Raw genomic sequence first — 18,682 nt, 5'->3', positions numbered from 1 at the left:
GTGCATTCTTCCCTTATCTAGTGCAGTTTATTGATGAGGGTTTCTACGGAAAACGCCGTTGCCTTAAGAATAGGCGTTGGATAGATACCAAAGAATATTGTAAGAATAACCATTGGATAAAGGAGGAATTTTTCTCTTAAAGAAAGATCTATTAATACTTTTAAATTCTCTTTATCCAAGGAACCAAAAACCACACGCCGATAAAGATAAAGGGCATAGGCTGCCGATAAGATAACACCTGTTGTTGCTAAAACAACAACCAATTTATTTACTTGAAAAACACCTATTAAGGTTAAAAATTCACCCAAAAATCCTGAGCTTCCAGGCAAACCAACATTTGCCATGGTGAAAATTAAGAAAACAACAGCATATTTAGGCATATTATTCACTAAACCACCAAACGCTGAAATTTCACGTGTATGCAAACGATCATAGATAACCCCAACACAAAGAAACAATGCTGCTGAAACAATTCCATGGGATAGCATCTGATAAATAGCCCCTTGTATCCCCTGTTCATTCGCAGCAAAAATACCCATCGTTACATATCCCATATGCGCTATTGAGGAATATGCAATAAGTTTTTTGATGTCACTTTGAACAAGTGCAACCAGTGATGTATAAATAATAGCGATAAGCGATAATGTGAAAACAAAAGGCGCAAAATCTGCTGAAGCGATAGGAAACATAGGCAAAGAAAAACGAAGAAAACCATACCCACCTAATTTAAGTAAGACACCAGCTAAAATAACAGAACCCGCTGTCGGTGCTTCTACGTGAGCATCAGGGAGCCATGTATGAACTGGCCACATTGGCATTTTAACTGCGAAAGAAGCAAAAAATGCAAGCCATAGCCATATTTGCATATGAGCAGGAAACTGATAATTGAGTAAAGTTGGTATATCAAGTGTCCCAGCCTCCCAATACATAACCATAAGAGCAACCAGCATAAGCACTGAACCAAGTAAAGTATATAAGAAAAACTTTATACTTGCATAAACACGACGTGCTCCTCCCCATACACCTATAATGATAAACATTGGAATGAGGCTGCCTTCAAAAAAAACATAGAATAGCATTGCATCAAGAGCACAAAAAACACCAATAATCGCAACTTCTAGAAGAAGAAACGCAATCATATAGGCTTTTAATCTTTCTTTAACATTCTCCCAACTTGCTAAAATACAGAAAGGCAAAAGAAAAGCCGAGAGAACAACAAAAAGAATAGAAATACCATCGACCCCCATATGATAGCTAATACCCCCCCCTAACCAACTGGATTTTTCAACCATTTGAAAATTTTGGTTGCTAGAATCAAATCCTATCCAAATAATTAAAGAAATAATAAAAACAAATAGAGTCGTAAAAAATGCGACATTACGTATATTATGGCGTGCTACTTCACTATCATCTTTGATAAACAAAATCAGAAGAACACCAACAAGCGGCAAAAATGTAACCGTAGAAAGAATAGGCCAATCGGTCATTAGTTTACGCCCCCGATCATCATCCATGTAATGAGCAATGCAACGCCGATAAGCATTGCAAATGCATAGTGGTAAAGATAGCCTGTTTGCATTCGAACAACTCTATTTGTAATATCAACAACACGCGCTGCAATACCATTGGGACCTAGACCATCAATAATCTTACCGTCTCCCACTTTCCAAAGAAAAGAACCAATTCTAAAGGTAGGACGAACAAATAAAAAGTTATATAATTGATCGAAATACCACTTTTGGTAAAGAAAGTGATACACTCCTGGCATAATACGCGCCATTTTCTTGGGAAGAGAGGGAGCCACAATATAAAATAAATAAGCCAACATAAACCCAAGAATCATTGCTATAAAAGGCGACCATTTTACCCAATTAAAAACATGGTGAGCATCATGAAGAATATGATTATGGCTGCTTGTAAATAATGCTCCCTTCCAAAAAGCATTATACAAGTCACCAAAAAAGTAAGGTTGGAAAACGACACCAGAAAATATTGCTCCAATAGATAAAAGAAAGAGTGGAATCAACATAACTGGAGGCGATTCATGAACATGATGCATCACATCAACTGTTGCCCGTGGTTTACCATGGAATGTCATAAAGATAAGTCGCCATGAATAGAAACTTGTTAAAAAGGCAGCAAAAACAAGAAGATAAAAAGCATATCCTGAAGCAATATTATGAGATGCAAAAGCAGACTCTATAATCGCATCTTTTGAGAAAAAACCTGCAGTCCCGAAAAGTGTTCCTGGAATTCCAACACCGGTCAAGGCAATGGTCCCGACCATCATCATCCAATAGGTGACCTTTATATGTTTGCGTAACCCACCCATTTTTCGCATATCTTGTTCATCAGATACAGCATGAATCACAGAACCTGCACCAAGAAACAATAAGGCTTTAAAAAAAGCATGCGTAAAAAGATGAAAGACAGCAGCGCCATAAGCTCCAACACCTAATGCCACAAACATATAACCAAGTTGAGAGCATGTAGAATAAGCAATAACACGCTTAATATCGTTCTGCACCAACCCCACAGTTGCTGCAAAAAACGCTGTTGTTGCACCAACAATAATAATCACGGTCAAAGCAGTTGAAGAAAGTTCAAAAATTGGCGACATACGCGCAACCATAAAAACACCAGCCGTTACCATTGTAGCGGCATGAATAAGCGCTGATACAGGGGTTGGTCCTTCCATTGCATCAGGCAGCCAAGTATGTAAAAGAAATTGTGCGGATTTTCCCATCGCACCAATAAATAATAAAAGACATGTAATGGTAATTGCCGTCTGCCCATCAAATTGCCAATCTAAAAATGTCATATTTTGTATAAAGCTCTTGTCGGCAGCTTTTGCAAAAATAGAGGCAAAATCAACCGATTGGAACAAAACAAAAATACTAAAGATTCCTAAGAGAAAACCAAAGTCTCCAACACGGTTAACTACAAAAGCTTTCATTGCGGCCTTATTAGCAGAATCGCGCTGAAACCAAAAACCAATGAGTAAATAAGAAGCAAGTCCGACACCTTCCCATCCAAAAAACATCTGAATCAAATTATTGGATGTGACCAACATAAGCATCATAAATGTAAACAAAGAAAGATAAGAAAAAAAACGAGACCTTGAAGGGTCATGGTGCATATAACCAATTGAATAAATATGCACCAATGCCGAAACACTGTTTACAACAATAAGCATGACAGCTGTTAATGTATCAACATGTAAAGCCCAATTAAAGCTTAAGTCACCAACAGTCATCCAATGTAATACCAATACATCAATCGCTGGAATATGACCAAGTGCAATACTGAAAAATGCTATCCACGATAATATGGCAACAACAACCATAAAGCTACATGTTATCAATTCACTCGCACGATCTCCTATCGTTTTTCCACCTAGTGCAGCAATTAAAAAACCCAAAAGCGGAAGAAAGACAATCGTATAATACATCACTGGTTAGCCTTTCATTACATTAACATCTTCAACCGCAATGGAACCACGATTACGGAAAAAAACGACCAGAATTGCTAAACCAATGGCAGCTTCAGCAGCTGCTACGGTTAAGACAAATAAAGCGAATACCTGACCAACGAGATCATGAAGAAATGCTGAAAATGCAACAAAATTGAGATTAACTGAAAGCAATATAAGCTCAATGGACATCAAGATAATAATCACATTTTTTCTGTTGAGAAAAATTCCAGCAATACCAATTGTAAACATCAAAGCAGAAACAGTGAGATAATGTGTAATATCAATATACATCTACATAGCCCCCCTTACATACCTTTGCCTGATTCAACTTGTTTGATTTCAATGGCACTTTCTACCGTTCTAGAAACTTGCTCCGCAATAGATTGCCGCTTTACTCCTAATTTATGACGAAGTGTTAAAACAATAGCTCCAATCATTGCAACCAATAAAATCATTCCAGCAATTTGAAAATAGAAAACATAATCCGTATAGAGAATATCACCTAATGCTTGTGTATTTGTTCGCTGCGCTAAATCTGGCATTGGTTGCGTAACATGCGTTCTCAAGACTGGAGAAAAATAGCTACTCATAAAAACAACAATCAATTCTACAGCGATAATAATGCCAATAAGAGCCCCAATCGGAGCATACCGAAGAGTTCCACTCTTTAACTCAGCAAAATCAACATCAAGCATCATAACGACAAATAAAAATAAAACAGCGACAGCTCCAACATAAACAACAAGCAGAATAAGCCCCAAAAACTCTGCTCCTGCAAGTAAAAACAAAGCTGCTGCATTAAAAAATGCGAGGATTAAAAACAAAACAGAATGCACTGGATTGCGTGCTGTAATAACAATAACTGCACTTGTTAGCATAATAAAAGCAAACAAATAGAAAAATGCCGCCGCTAGATCTGTTAGCATAGGCTTCTCCTTAATTATTCAAACAATTGGTATAAACTTCATACCAGATTACAATTTATCGGAAAAATATCCGACACCTCATTTAACGATACACTTAACGATAAGGCGCATCCATCAATATATTTCGAGCAATTTCTCGCTCCCAGCGATCTCCATTCAATAAAAGTTTTTCTTTATCATAATAAAGTTCTTCACGTGTTTCCGTCGCAAACTCAAAATTTGGACCTTCGACAATAGCTTCAACCGGACAGGCTTCTTGACAAAAACCACAGTAAATACATTTAACCATGTCTATATCATAACGGACAGTTCTACGTGTACCATCATTGCGCCGTGGCCCAGCTTCAATTGTAATCGCTTGAGCAGGACAAATCGCTTCACATAATTTACAAGCAATACACCGTTCTTCACCATTTGGATAGCGACGCAATGCATGCTCACCGCGAAAACGCTGAGATACAAAACCTTTTTCATAAGGATAATTAATCGTGGGTTTTGGTGAAAAAAATTGACGCATAGCTAAGAAAAAAGCACTCACAAATTCCAATAGAAGAAGTGACTTTGCCGCCTGAATAAAACCTGACATCGTAAAATCTCCTCTTAAACGAAATCCGTAAACTTTAAAAAAGCAGCAGTTATCACAACCATTGTTAGTGAGAGAGGAAGAAAAACCTTCCAACCAAGCCGCATGAGCTGATCATAGCGATAACGTGGAACAAATGCTTTGACCATAGCAAACCAAAAAAATACAAAACAGACTTTTAAAACAAACCAAATGATACCAGGAACCCAATTAAGCCACCAAACATCTAAGGGAGGCAGCCAACCGCCTAAAAATAGAATGGTTGTTAATGCGCACATTAAAACAATCGCAACATATTCACCTAGAAAGAAGAGCATGTAAGGCGTTGAAGAATATTCTACCATATGACCAGCAACAAGTTCAGATTCTGCTTCCACCAAATCGAATGGAGGACGGTTTGTCTCTGCAAGCGCAGAAATAAAAAATATAATAAACATTGGAAAAAGGACCAACCAATTCCAATCGAGAAAACTGTTAAAAGGAAGACCAAGAGTTGTACCAAGCCCGTGCGTTTGTTTAAAAACAATTGTTGTGAGATCTAACGAACCACTTATTAAAATGACAGTCACAAGCACAAAACCAATGGAAACTTCATAAGAAACCATTTGTGCCGCCGAACGAAGAGCTCCTAAGAAAGGATATTTTGAATTTGATGCCCATCCCCCCATAATAACACCATAAACTTCAAGAGATGAAATGGCTAAAATATAAAGCAAGCCAACATTAATCTTTGCAACCTCCCAGCCCTCATTGACAGGAATAACAGCCCAAGTTGATAAAGCAAGTGTCGCTGAAACAAAAGGAGCCAAAAGAAAAACCCCCTTATTTGCACCTGCTGGGATAATAGGTTCTTTCACAACAAATTTAATTAAATCTGCAAAAGACTGTAACAAACCCCATGGTCCAACAACGTTTGGTCCACGACGCAATTGTACCGCTGCCCAAATTTTTCTATCGGCATAAAGAAGATAAGCAACTAAGACCAAAAGAACGACCAAAAGAAGAAGTGTTTTTCCGATTATAATGAGTAATGGCAACAGCCAAGTCATAAAGAAATCATACATCATTATTCCTTTTCCTTTGCCCTTACTTTACTGTTTGTATAGCACGTTTTTTTGCAAGAGATGAACATTCAGCCATAACAGCAGAAGCACGTGCTATCGGATTTGTTAAATAAAAATCTTTAACCATAGAAGTAAATGCTTGACTCTCGAGAGAAACCATTTTTGAACCAAGCGCCTTAAGATCACTTATATCAGAAGGCACTATATCATCAACAGCACAAAGGTGTGGATAATCATTAAACAAGCATTGCCTTAATTGAGAAAGAGAATCAAAAGGGAGCTTTTGTCCTAAAATATCCGATAAAGCACGCAAAATAGCCCAATCTTCTTTTGCTTCACCTGGAGCAAAACCAGCCCGATTTGTCATTTGAACACGTCCTTCTGTATTCACATAAAGCCCTGATTTTTCAGTGTAAGCAGATGCAGGCAAAATAACGTCAGCAGCATGTGCACCATTATCACCATGGCTCCCAATATAAACTGTAAAAGCTTTTGTATTGGCTAATTCTACTTCATCAGCACCAAGCAAAAATAGAACTTCACAGGTTTTAAGTATATTTGCAACCCCAAGCTTAGAAGTAAAGCCTATGTCCAACCCTCCAACAATCGATGCTGCATTATGAAGAACCCCAAACCCATTCCATGTCTCACTAAGAGCACCTATATTATCAGCTAATTTAGCAAGACTTTTTAAAACCGATAAACCTTCACTTCCTGAAACCGCTCCCTCTCCGATAAGAATAAGGGGCCTCTTCGCTTCTTTTAAGACATTAAAAAAAACATCCTCTCCACGAATAAGTGTCGTTAATGTATCACTCCCAGATCCAAGGTAAGAATAAGGATAACGTAAATCGACTTTCTCTCCAATTAATGCAATAGGAAAATTGCCCATCCGTTGGCGCTTTAAAATACGCGCATTTAAAACAGCTGCTTCATGACGTGGATTAGATCCCACAATAAGCAGTGCATCAGCCTGTTCAATACCTACAATTGTAGGATTAAAAATATAACTCGAGCGCCCAAACTCTGGCGATAAAGCCCCCCCTCTTTGACGACAATCAAAAAGCGTTGAGCCCAAAGAACTCAATAATGCTTTAAGGGCATACATTTCTTCAACAGAAGCAAGATCCCCCGCAATGGCTCCAATTTTTTCTGGAAAAATTTTAGAGATTACCATTTTAATTTTTGCAAAAGCTTCTGTCCAACTGACAGGTTGAAGCTTTCCATCTTTGCGTACATATGGCTTATCAAGCCGCTGAGTCCGTAATCCATCCCAAATAAAACGCGTTTTATCAGAAATCCATTCCTCATTTACATCTTCATTCGTACGCGGCATAATCCGCATAACTTCACGGCCGCGGCTATCAATACGGATAGCACTACCAAGCGCATCCATCACATCAATCGATTCCGTTTTTACCAATTCCCACGGACGGGCATGAAACGCATAAGGTTTTGAAGTTAGAGCTCCCACTGGACAAAGATCAATAACATTTCCCTGTAATTCAGATGTCATAGCTTTTTCAAGATACGTCGTAATTTCAGCATCTTCACCACGACCGATCAAACCAAGCTCAGAAATACCTGCAACTTCCGTTGTAAAACGAACACACCGTGTACAATGAATACACCGTGTCATAACAGTTTTGACGAGAGGTCCAATATATTTATCTTCTACAGCACGTTTATTTTCTGTATAACGAGAACAATCTCGTCCATAAAGCATTGCTTGATCTTGAAGATCACACTCTCCCCCTTGATCACACACTGGACAATCCAAAGGATGATTAATGAGAAGAAATTCCATAACACCTTCACGTGCTTTTTTTACCATCGGTGTATTGGTAAAAATCTCAGGTGCCTCACCGTTAGGCCCCAATCGTAAATCACGAACCCCCATAGCACAAGAAGCCTGAGGTTTTGATGGACCACCCTTAACCTCAACTAAACACATACGACAATTTCCAGCAATTGACAAAGATTCATGAAAACAAAAACGTGGAATTTCTGCCCCAGCCGCCTCAGCAGCCTGAAGCAAAGTGTAGTAATCAGGAACTTCAATCTCTTTGCCATCAACTTTGATATTTATCATCACCCATCCAACCTGCGGATAACCCACTTAAAATTTGCATTCGGTTGCTCTTAAAACAAAATCCTTTATTAAACCGCTTCTAAAGCAATATTTTTGCTTTGGACTACATTTCGCGTGTATTCATCAATTCTACGCTCGATTTCCGGACGAAAATTACGTATCAACCCCTGTACAGGCCATGCGGCAGCATCACCAAGCGCACAAATAGTGTGTCCTTCAACCTGTTTAGACACTTCAAACAAAAGATCAATCTCGCGTTTTTGCGCTCTTCCCTCAACCATACGCCCTAAAAGACGCATCATCCATCCCGTCCCCTCACGACACGGTGTACACTGACCACAACTCTCGTGCTTGAAAAAAGCAGCTATACGCCAAATTGCCTTGATAATATCGGTTGATTTATCCATAACAATCATTCCCCCTGTGCCAAAAGAAGACCCGACATCTCTCATCCCATCAAAATCCATGATCGCATCGATCATATCCTCACCACGAACGACTGGACAAGAAGCCCCCCCTGGAATAACTGCTAAAAGATTATTCCATCCACCACGAACACCACCCGTATGTTTTTCAATTAATTCACGGAATGAAACACCAAGAGCGTCTTCAAATGTACAAGGTGCATTAACATGCCCTGAAACCATAAATAATTTCGTTCCAACATTATTTGCTCGTCCGATTGATGAAAACCACGAAGCACCCCGCCGCAAAATCGTTGGAACAACGGCAATAGACTCTACATTATTTACTGTTGTTGGACAGCCATAAATCCCCATATTGGCAGGAAATGGTGGTTTAAGCCGAGGTTGTCCCTTTTTTCCCTCAAGACTTTCAAGAAGAGCCGTTTCTTCACCACAAATATAAGCACCAGCTCCATGATGAATAACAATATCACAAGCATGCCCATATTTCGTTTTTTTACCAAGTAAACCCGCATCATAGCATTCATCAACGGCAGCTTGAAGCGCTTCACGTTCACGAATATATTCACCACGAATATAAATAAAAGCAACATTGGCTCCCATAGCAAAAGTAGCGATTGCACATCCTTCAATCAAAGTGTGGGGGTCATGACGTAAAATATCACGGTCTTTACAAGTTCCAGGTTCAGATTCATCGGCATTGACAACCAAATAATGAGGACGCCCATCATTCTGCTTTGGCATAAAGGACCACTTCATTCCAGTAGGAAAACCAGCACCACCACGACCGCGTAAACCCGATGCCTTCACTTCATCAATGACCCAATCACGACCTTTGTCAATCATTTCTTTCAGACCATTCCAATGCCCACGCAACATCGCAGCCTTTAATGATTTGTCTTTTAAACCATAAATATTGGTGAAGATACGATCTTTATCAGCTAGCATACCCCACCTTTTTTTCTATTACCCATAGCATTTTCCGCTTTTCCTCAAATGCAGTTTTTAAATATCTTTTCAAGACTTCTTACTTTTCGTTAAATGTTGCCGTCATGGGTAGAATAATAAAATATTTTCTCAAGAAAAATACTTAATTATGTTCCCCATTCTTTCCTTATCCTTTTTTGGTGAAGACTTGAGAGATCTTTTTTTCTTTCTCATCATCAATAAGAGAAGTTAAACCACTAATCGGTTCCGACGATTTACGACTATTTTGCGGACCAACCGCTATCTCAGAACCCTTACCTGCTTCAAATGCATCAATAATTTCTTCAAGGCGTTCAGCTGTAAGATCTTCATAAGTATCTTTAAAAATCATAACCATCGGAGCATTCACACAAGCACCAAGACACTCCACCTCTTCCCATGATAAGGTTCCATCCTGATTGGTCGCAAAAGGTTCATGATGAATTTTTTTCTGACAAACTTTAATCAATTCGTCAGAACCACGTAACATACAAGGCGTTGTACCACAAACTTGAATATGCGCTTTTGTTCCAACAGGCTTAAGCTGAAACTGAGTATAAAAAGTAGCAACTTCTAAGACACGGATATAAGCCATGGAAAGAATCTGAGCAATATGCTCAATCGCTGCACGTGTCACCCAACCATCTTGCTCTTGAGCACGCATTAATAATGGAATTACAGCAGACTGCTCACGCCCTGCAGGATATTTTTTTATGGTATTTTTTACCCATATCTGATTTTCTTTTGTAAAAGAAAACTCAGCGGGCTGATAAACATCATCTGCAAGACGGCGTACGGACATTAGCGATCAACCTCCCCAAAAACAATATCAATCGAACCCAAAATAGCTGTAGCATCTGCTAACATATGACCTCTGGTTAAAAAATCCATAGCTTGGAGATGAGCAAACCCAGGAGCACGCAACTTGACACGATAAGGCTTATTGGTTCCATCAGAAACAAGATAAACACCAAACTCACCCTTCGGAGCTTCCACAGCAACATATACTTCTCCAGGAGGTGTATGAAAACCTTCCGTATAGAGTTTAAAGTGATGAATCAGTGCTTCCATCGAGCTTTTCATTTCACTCCGCGTCGGTGGTACAATTTTGCGATCCAAGCTCGAAACCGGTCCATTTTTTTCAGTACTCAGTAAACGTTCCACACATTGGCGCATAATTTTCGCTGATTGACGCATTTCTTCCATACGAATAAGATAGCGATCATAACAATCGCTATTTTTACCTATAGGAATATCGAATTCCATTTCATCGTAACATTCATAAGGCTGACTTTTACGCAAATCCCATGGAACACCAGCTCCACGAATCATAACCCCAGAAAAACCGCGTGCCCAAGCTTCATCAATACTTACAACGCCAATATCCACATTACGCTGCTTAAAAATCCGATTTGGGGTCACAAGCGCATCAAGTTTTCCGAGAGAAACAAGAAATGGATCAATAAAATCACCAATATCCTCAACTAAAGATTCTGGTAAATCTTGATGCACGCCACCAGGACGAAAATAATTTGCATGAAGACGAGCACCACAGGCACGCTCATAAAAAATCATCAATCTTTCACGTTGCTCAAATCCCCAAAGCGGTGGTGTTAAAGCACCAACATCCATTGCCTGTGTCGTTACATTAAGCAAATGATTAAGAATACGCCCAATTTCAGAAAACAAAACACGTATTAATTGCCCTCTTTTAGGAACTTTTATATCTAATAACTTTTCAATAGCAAGAACAAAAGCATGTTCCTGATTCATAGGAGCAACATAATCCAAACGATCTAGATAAGGACCAGCTTGGAGATAAGTCTTTGTTTCCATTAATTTTTCAGTACCGCGATGCAACAACCCAATATGTGGATCTACACGCTCAACAACTTCACCGTCCAGCTCCAGAACCATGCGCAAAACCCCATGCGCGGCAGGATGCTGCGGACCAAAATTGATATTAAAGTTTCGAACATTGACCTCAGCCACAATCAACCCCTTGCTTTTTAAAAAACTTCATATCAAATATCAAAAAATCTATCACGCTAAAAAATATTTAATTATTTAAGAAATACAGTACTCTAATATAATGCCTTATCAAAACCAATATTATTTTTTTTCATCTGCTTTCCCATCACATGGCAAAGTATACTGTCCTCCTTCCCAAGGAGAAAGAAAATCAAAATTACGCATCTCTTGACGCAAAACAACAGGCTCATAAATCACCCTCTTTGCTTCATTATCATAACGGCATTCAACAAATCCTGTCACAGGAAAGTCTTTGCGTAAAGGATATCCTTCAAACCCATAATCTGTTAAAATCCGTCTCAAATCCGGGTGTCCTGAAAATAAAACCCCATACATATCATACGTTTCACGTTCATACCACTCTGCGCCAGGATAAACCGTACAAGCTGAAGCAACAGGAGTATTTTCATCCGTACGAACTTTTACACGTAAGCGTAAATTCTCACGAGGAGATAACAATTGGTAAGAAACATCAAAGCGCTTATCGCGAAAAGGATAATCCACACCACTAATGTCTGTAAGATTAATAAATTGACAGCGAGAATCATCACGAACAAACATTAAGACATCGATAATTGCATCAAGACGTGCCACAATGGTCAATTCACCAAAAGCAAGAACAGTCTCTTCAAGCTTATTTTTTAATTTGTTTTCCAAATAAGCAGCAAGCTCAACCAATGTTTCATCCACCATGACAAGAAAACTCTCTATCGCTCTATGGATCCGGTACGACGGATTTTTTTCTGTAGCAACAATATGCCGTATAATAATGCCTCTGCTGTAGGTGGACACCCTGGGACATATATATCGACAGGCACGATACGATCACATCCCCGCACTACTGAATAGGAATAATGATAATATCCCCCACCGTTTGCACATGATCCCATAGAAATCACATAACGTGGCTCTGGCATCTGATCGTACACTTTTCTTAAAGCAGGAGCCATCTTATTTGTTAGAGTACCTGCCACCACCATCACATCTGACTGGCGGGGTGAAGCTCGTGGTGCATATCCAAAACGCTCATTATCATAATGAGGCATTGAGCATTGCATCATTTCGATAGCACAACAAGCCAAACCAAAACTCATCCACATTAAAGAACCGGTACGTGCCCAAGTAATCAAAGCATCTGCCGAGGTAACTAAAAACCCCTTATCTGATAATTCAGCATTGATATCACGAAAAAACTTATCGTCAGATCCTATCAGCCCACCAGTATTTGGATCAATGATTCCTTTTGGTTTTGGAGCCTCAATCGTTGAATTATTAGATATTAATTCCATTCAAGGGCTCCTTTTTTCCATTCATATATAAATCCAATAGTCAAAATCGCTAAAAACACAATCATCGACCAAAAGCCAAACATACCTATTGATTCGAATGAAACAGCCCAAGGAAAAAGAAATGCAACTTCAAGATCAAAAATAATAAATAAAATTGACACCAAATAGAAACGAATATCAAACTTCATGCGTGCATCACTAAATGAATTAAACCCACATTCATAAGCCGATAATTTTTCAGGATCGGGGGAACGATATGCTACAATGTAAGGTGTAATCAACAAAACTCCAGCAATAACCGCTGACACAATAATGAAAATCAAGACTGGCAAATAAGAGCTCAATAAATAAGCCATAACCCTCTTCCATCGTAACGAAATGCCTGAGTTTAACACAATGATTCAATATTGCGAGACCAAACAGACAAATTTAACAATCGCTCTATTAACTCTATTCATACTGCTTCAAAGGCATACAGAGCGATACTTTTCTTATCGGCATAGGTAACGCAGAGCAAAGAAAGACGCAAGCCCTATTCTTATAAACCATATAAAAAGAAAGAAAAAACATATTTATTCCCAATCAAACACTCCACCACATCACTCATAGCATATGGATATTTTAAAAAGGAAATTTCATAAGGAATCACGAAATGGCGCGAGTGACGGGGCTCGAACCCGCGACCTCCGGCGTGACAGGCCAGCACTCTAACCAACTGAGCTACACCCGCGCATTTTTTCGAACCAATTTAATTTGGTACAAGCGGTCGTGTAAGGGGTTCATGCGTTTATGTCAAGAAGGATTATGCATTTTTAAAAAAAATTATCAAATACCATCTTTATTCTTGCGTTTAGAAAAATTTTTCCTTAAAGATTCTCCATTCAATGGCTGATCATTGCATTGGGCGATTAGCTCAGCTGGTAGAGCGCCTCGTTTACACCGAGGATGTCGGGAGTTCGAGTCTCTCATCGCCCACCATATAGCTTTATATTCCTATTAAGTTTTTGATTCTTCATATATTTTTAAAAGATAAGGGATGCCTAAATAAAGTTAGGGGAATATGATTTTTATTCTTTTCTTTACAAAGCGCATTCTTTTTGCCAGCTTTCTCTAACAATTTTTTAATAGTTCTAAATCTTCTTGTGAAATAATGTTTATCAGTCTAGCAAACATACCAACAGCTTCACATCTAAATGTATCAGAAGACTTTATAGTGAAACTTTTACAATAAGAATCCGATTCTCTTTTCAAAATTTCTGCTACCTCTTGATCTAAACTATAAAGCTCTATGATCTTTTCCTCCAGTCCTACAGGAACAGATTTTTTGCTAATCTCGACAGAAGATAAAAATCCTACAGATATGTCTAATTTCTTAGCCATATCTAAGAGGCGTTTGGAGTGATCAATGCGAAGTTTCCGTAAAATTTTACCAAAGGGTGTAAGCATTTAAATAAAACGCGTAAGGGTATAAGCTTTACGGCATAAACTGAGAAAATTATCCACCAATAATATGTTTCACGCAATCAGCAATGTGATTTACCTTCTTTGCATTAGCAGCAACTCCATTAAATTTTTTTTATAATCCAATCAGCTCCTGTTCCAAGGTGTGTAATCCATGTTTTGTGAACAATAGGCTCAACAGCCCTCACAGTTTCTTCAGTAGATGTAGTTAATTCCAGAAATCTTTCACAAACAATTCGAGGCGCTTCAAAATCATTTGCTTCATTACGTACGGTAAACAAATTATCCAAATTATCGTCGTTAATAAGATAAGGGGAATGCGTCGAATAAATTACTTTATTGCCCTTTATGCTCGATAACGTTTGTAAGGAGCTTAATATTTTTCTCTGTGGATGAATATGTAAATTATTTGCTGGCTCATCCAATAAAAAAACTATTCCATTTTTGCTTCTATGCCTGCGAACTTCTGTAAGAACTTTAAAACAAAAAAACCAACGAAACCCTTTACTTCTCTCATGTAAATAAAAAAAGAGGTTATTTGCTTTAATTTGTAAACAATAATCTACAAAACCACTGACAGTATCGTGATCACTATTAAATTTTTCTATTATACAATCATCAAAAAGGCTCTTCCCTTCAGTAATATCCACCCAACCTTCCTTCACTACTGACTTCAAATAACCATTGATCAATCCTATACGCTGCTTAACAGCATCGTTGTCATCACAATCGACAATATCTTCCTGAAAACTAATACCAAGATTTTTTCTTATTTTGCACTCGATTGGATGAGCCATAATTATAGCGACATTTTGGACTCGCATCTCCAAGACAAGTATGGGGACTTATGGGATTCATGACCACTCTCCACCATTCTGTCAAAACGTTACTACCAGCAGGTATTGTCTCATAAGTATAGCCATTGCCGCCAATAATTCTGCTTACAAAGTCATATCTATGCCCATCAAAACCAACAATGGTTTGTTTGCCATCACTCACATAACCTAACAGACCGGATGCAACTAAAACATTAAAGGCTGGTCCATAGAAATTGATATTCGTGTTGTCGGCTATACCGTGAACACCTTCTTGTTTGAAAGAATTCAGCATATTTCCCAATGTCATTGTCCCGCGACTATGTCCATAAAGTTCTAATCCTGTAAGACCATAGCTATACATCAAATCTTTTGCTTCTTGTGTTGAATTGGTCAAACCCCAAAAGTTATTTTCCATAAACTTCTGATAGCCCGCGACTAGAAGTTCTGAGATAGCAGAATCGGCTTCTGGGAACACAACAAAATAAAGCGGTTCATTTTTATCCTTCGCATGTTGAACCGCATAAACAACGGCTTCCTCTGGTGGAGTAAAGATGCCATTAAAGGACACATGCACCTTGCCATCAGCACCCTCTTGTAAATGCTGCTTTTCTTCATCCGTTTAATAATGTGCGTGAGGTATTGGTTGTCCACGAGCGTCTTTGATATACTGTCCATTTGCATCTATTTCATAGAGTATATTGCCCTGTTCATCACGATCCACCACGGCGATGGGGTGCTCTTTGATAAACATGGTTTTATAGGAGTCATCACTGTATTTAAATCCTTCTTCTAAGAGTTGAGTTGCCATTTCACGGTTTTCATGGACGATTTGTTCCAGCTTGCCTACATCGAGCTGTTGTACACCCTTATGGGCGCTAGCAGTATCCCGATTAAGGGAGGGCTATGGCTTGCTCAACATCTTGCCCTGTTAATGCCTTCTGCCCTGCTTCATCAGTAATGACGATAGTGCCATTGCTGATAGCGGATTTGGTATATCCTTCCTCTGAATCTTTAGCTTTTGAATGATCTAAGACATTTTTAGCAATGTTTTTCCCGACACCATATTTGCCCTGATACATCGGACCACCCGCTGAAATGCTTAAACCTTGACTGCTGGCTTGCGCATGCGCACTGTTGCTGATATCACTGGTACTAATGCTTCCTGTGGTCAGGCTGTTTTTTTCTGCCGGCGCGGTGCTTTCAATAATACCTCCGGTCAGCGTTGTTTTATCTTTAACGTTGATCTTAAAACCACCATCACCCGCTTTGATGCCTGATTGCTCCACAACACTATGATAATCACTAGAGGATTTATCCTTGTTCAAGGAAATATTGGTTGTGGCTGTACCATCCTTTTCTCGGCTATTATAACCAATGGAAACAGAGTTTTGCTTGCTGGAACTTTGTCCCGTATCACTGCGGCTGGTAATGGCAAAATCACCCCCTACTTCCATTTCTACACGCTCTCCAGAAACCACGGCGCCTGCCAATGTGGTGTTTGCCCCACTCGTGGTATGAACGGTGCCGGTGCCTATAATATGGCTGTTTTTGTGTTGAACTTCCTCACTGGAACCTTCCCCTTGACTAAAAGAAGCACTACCCGTTGCCCCTGCGCCACCCGTGCCATAACCGGTGCCAACACTCATTGAAGCACTTTCACTGCTGTTTTGTGTGCTTTGCGTGTTTTGTGCACTTTCAAAGATGATATCTTTACCTGCTTCCATGGTGATCTTTCCGCTCTGTGCATCATTTTCCAGCACATAGATTGGATTGGTACCAGCGATAATATCAGCACCAACACCATGAATGCTGCCTTTGTGGGCTTGCATGTTAACAGCGCGTCCGCCTTCTATGCTATCTGTCACCGCTGTGGAGACTTGAGAAGAGGCTTCTGTTTTCTCAGTTTTAAAGCCCACGGTTACACTGCCAGATGCACCAGCCATATTGGCAAGAGCATCCTTGGTGGAGCCCCCCAATCCTCCTAATGAGCTACTCAGTCCTTTGGTTACGTTCCCCTTTTCCCCCGTATTGCCAGTCAGCCAATTAACAAAGGTTTTGCCTTTACTATAAAGATGACTGATTTTCATGCCAGTCAGTATGCCATTAATAACTGTATTGTTACCATCCTTATTATTCATGTGATCTGCGGCATCTTTTAGTCCTTGTACCGTGCCAAGGACACCGATATCAACGGAAGTTGTCACACCAGCAAAAGACTTTTCATGCTTTTCTTTTGCGTTAGAGGTATCATAGCTTTCTGATAGGGTGATATTATTGCCGGCATCAATGTTGACATCACGATTTGCCGAAACAATGGCTGCTTGCATATTTACATCATTGTCAGCAGTAATCTGCACATCTTGGCGTGCCGTGATGTGTGATTGTGTGGAAGTGGTTTCCCATTGATCGCCCGTATCTTTGGCGCTTGCAATTCCAACCCCCAAGGAAGCACCGCTGTTGCTCTTTTCAAACTGAAACCCAAAGCCTTCCCGTTCTTCTACAGAGTTTGACTTATGGCTATTATGACCAACAAGCACATTCACATCATGCGCTGCGGTAAGATTAACATTTTCCCCTGCAAGATCAGAGCCAACAATTGTCACATCTTTTTTCTTGGCAGTGATGTTAATCGTACCATCCGCATTGAGAGAAGAACCTTGATGCTCAAAACTCTCTTCATTTTCTGTCTTTCCCTCACTCCCGTATATCGACACAAAGCCCTTACCTGATCCCACACCAAAACCCGTTTCATGGGTCTCTGAATGGCTTTTATGGTGATCTTGCATGCCATCAATCGTCACATTTTCTCCGCTCACATTGATATCTTGACCGGAAAGCAGATGAGAAGCAGAAATCTTGGCTTCTCCTTGTGCGTCTAACACGATGTTGCCCGTTGCCCCAAGGATAGAGGAGACCGTTGTGGTATGCGATTGAGATGTATCGGACGATTCCTCATGCAAAAAGCCACTTGATGACGATTGTGCTTGCTGATCCAAGTGTTCTTGGGCGCCTTTGATAGTAATCTTTCCCCCAGAGTGAATAGTAATATCCGCTTTTTTCTGATCTCCTAGTGCTTTCTCTCCTGACTTTTCCTCTGCCTTACCGGCTACGAGCATCGAGGCTACAACTTCCGTGTTGTTTCCGGAATCAATGGCAATGCCTTCACCCCCTGTTATGCTTGACCCCACAACTTGGCTCACATCCATCTTGTTATGCTCAGATTTGCTGCTACTAAACACCCCACCGTCTTTATGGTACGACATCTCATAATGTAAGCTATCCTCTGCATTATTGATCAGGACATGGTTGCTGGCTTTCAGCCCCACCTTGCCATCAGCAGCAATGGAACTGCCTGTAATGCTAAGATCATGCGGTTTGCCATCCTGCCCTGCAATGACAGTGGTGTCACCTCCCGATTTTATCGAAGAGCCAACGGCATGAGAGGCTTGCATGTCCACTTTCGTGTTTTTGGTGCGAAGATGATACTCCATCTCATCGTTTCTTACCCCTATTGTTACCTCCCCTTGGGCGCCAAGAGCAACATTACCCTTG

At 39.8% G+C, this 18,682-nt stretch carries 13 protein-coding genes, 2 tRNA genes and 3 pseudogenes; 1 reads left to right on the top strand and 17 read right to left on the bottom strand.

Annotated elements, in window-relative coordinates; all coding sequences use genetic code 11:
* Positions 1 to 17: 17 nt before the first annotated feature.
* The 14 genes and pseudogenes from ACFINW_RS04345 to ACFINW_RS04280 all read right to left on the bottom strand — a co-directional run bounded on the left by ACFINW_RS04345 (position 18) and on the right by ACFINW_RS04280 (position 13,581).
* Positions 18 to 1,487 carry an NADH-quinone oxidoreductase subunit M gene (locus ACFINW_RS04345; protein WP_273791287.1) on the bottom strand — a complete coding sequence of 490 codons (1,470 nt, stop codon included), beginning with the start codon at positions 1,485 to 1,487 and terminating at the stop codon, positions 18 to 20.
* Positions 1,487 to 3,451 carry an NADH-quinone oxidoreductase subunit L gene (gene nuoL / locus ACFINW_RS04340; protein ID WP_375629783.1) on the bottom strand — a complete coding sequence of 655 codons (1,965 nt, stop codon included), beginning with the start codon at positions 3,449 to 3,451 and terminating at the stop codon, positions 1,487 to 1,489. The genes ACFINW_RS04345 and nuoL overlap by 1 nt, the downstream gene beginning before the upstream one ends.
* A 6-nt stretch (positions 3,452 to 3,457) precedes the next feature.
* Positions 3,458 to 3,766: an NADH-quinone oxidoreductase subunit NuoK gene (gene nuoK / locus ACFINW_RS04335; protein ID WP_273791275.1), complete on the bottom strand. Its 309-nt coding sequence runs from the start codon at positions 3,764 to 3,766 to the stop codon at positions 3,458 to 3,460.
* Between the two features lie 14 nt (positions 3,767 to 3,780).
* Complete coding sequence (locus ACFINW_RS04330; protein WP_375621225.1) at positions 3,781 to 4,401, bottom strand: NADH-quinone oxidoreductase subunit J; 621 nt, start codon at positions 4,399 to 4,401, stop codon at positions 3,781 to 3,783.
* Between the two features lie 94 nt (positions 4,402 to 4,495).
* Positions 4,496 to 4,987 (bottom strand): NADH-quinone oxidoreductase subunit NuoI, encoded by a 492-nt coding sequence (gene nuoI / locus ACFINW_RS04325; RefSeq protein WP_273723184.1) that lies wholly within the window; start codon positions 4,985 to 4,987, stop codon positions 4,496 to 4,498.
* 14 nt (positions 4,988 to 5,001) lie between these two features.
* Positions 5,002 to 6,048, bottom strand: a complete 1,047-nt coding sequence (gene nuoH / locus ACFINW_RS04320) for an NADH-quinone oxidoreductase subunit NuoH (protein WP_375629900.1) — start codon at positions 6,046 to 6,048, stop codon at positions 5,002 to 5,004.
* 22 nt (positions 6,049 to 6,070) lie between these two features.
* A complete protein-coding gene (gene nuoG / locus ACFINW_RS04315) occupies positions 6,071 to 8,140 on the bottom strand; it encodes an NADH-quinone oxidoreductase subunit NuoG (protein WP_375640706.1) in 2,070 nt (689 codons plus the stop codon).
* A 68-nt stretch (positions 8,141 to 8,208) separates the two neighbouring features.
* A complete protein-coding gene (gene nuoF / locus ACFINW_RS04310; protein ID WP_375629774.1) occupies positions 8,209 to 9,513 on the bottom strand; it encodes an NADH-quinone oxidoreductase subunit NuoF in 1,305 nt (434 codons plus the stop codon).
* Between the two features lie 129 nt (positions 9,514 to 9,642).
* Positions 9,643 to 10,333, bottom strand: a pseudogene (gene nuoE / locus ACFINW_RS04305) (NADH-quinone oxidoreductase subunit NuoE).
* Positions 10,333 to 11,523, bottom strand: coding sequence for an NADH-quinone oxidoreductase subunit D (locus ACFINW_RS04300; RefSeq protein WP_375613457.1), 1,191 nt, complete (start codon positions 11,521 to 11,523; stop codon positions 10,333 to 10,335). Before ACFINW_RS04300 ends, nuoE begins: the two are co-directional and overlap by 1 nt.
* A gap of 120 nt (positions 11,524 to 11,643) precedes the next feature.
* Positions 11,644 to 12,255, bottom strand: a complete 612-nt coding sequence (locus ACFINW_RS04295; RefSeq protein WP_375629771.1) for an NADH-quinone oxidoreductase subunit C — start codon at positions 12,253 to 12,255, stop codon at positions 11,644 to 11,646.
* 14 nt (positions 12,256 to 12,269) lie between these two features.
* A complete protein-coding gene (locus ACFINW_RS04290; RefSeq protein ID WP_375629768.1) occupies positions 12,270 to 12,851 on the bottom strand; it encodes a NuoB/complex I 20 kDa subunit family protein in 582 nt (193 codons plus the stop codon).
* On the bottom strand, positions 12,842 to 13,207 hold the full coding sequence (locus ACFINW_RS04285; RefSeq protein ID WP_005773599.1) for an NADH-quinone oxidoreductase subunit A: 366 nt from the start codon (positions 13,205 to 13,207) through the stop codon (positions 12,842 to 12,844). The genes ACFINW_RS04290 and ACFINW_RS04285 overlap by 10 nt, the downstream gene beginning before the upstream one ends.
* A 297-nt stretch (positions 13,208 to 13,504) precedes the next feature.
* Positions 13,505 to 13,581: transfer RNA gene (locus tag ACFINW_RS04280), tRNA-Asp, on the bottom strand.
* Between the two features lie 172 nt (positions 13,582 to 13,753).
* On the opposite strand from ACFINW_RS04280, the gene ACFINW_RS04275 reads away from it, so the two are divergent.
* A tRNA-Val gene (locus tag ACFINW_RS04275) sits at positions 13,754 to 13,829 on the top strand.
* A gap of 34 nt (positions 13,830 to 13,863) precedes the next feature.
* Here ACFINW_RS04275 and ACFINW_RS04270 read toward each other — a convergent pair.
* The 3 genes and pseudogenes from ACFINW_RS04270 to ACFINW_RS04260 all read right to left on the bottom strand — a co-directional run.
* Positions 13,864 to 14,297 (bottom strand): annotated as a pseudogene (locus tag ACFINW_RS04270) (XRE family transcriptional regulator).
* A gap of 119 nt (positions 14,298 to 14,416) precedes the next feature.
* A complete protein-coding gene (locus ACFINW_RS04265; protein WP_375640700.1) occupies positions 14,417 to 15,109 on the bottom strand; it encodes an AAA family ATPase in 693 nt (230 codons plus the stop codon).
* A pseudogene (locus ACFINW_RS04260) lies at positions 15,063 to 18,682 on the bottom strand (hemagglutinin repeat-containing protein); the annotation flags it as partial. The gene ACFINW_RS04265 and the pseudogene ACFINW_RS04260, both read right to left, overlap by 47 nt.

It is taken from the genome of Bartonella sp. AA18HLJMS, assembly GCF_042197245.1.
GTDB lineage: Bacteria > Pseudomonadota > Alphaproteobacteria > Rhizobiales > Rhizobiaceae > Bartonella.
Note: the sequence above shows the minus strand (reverse complement) of the source record. Positions and strands in the feature narration are given on the sequence as shown.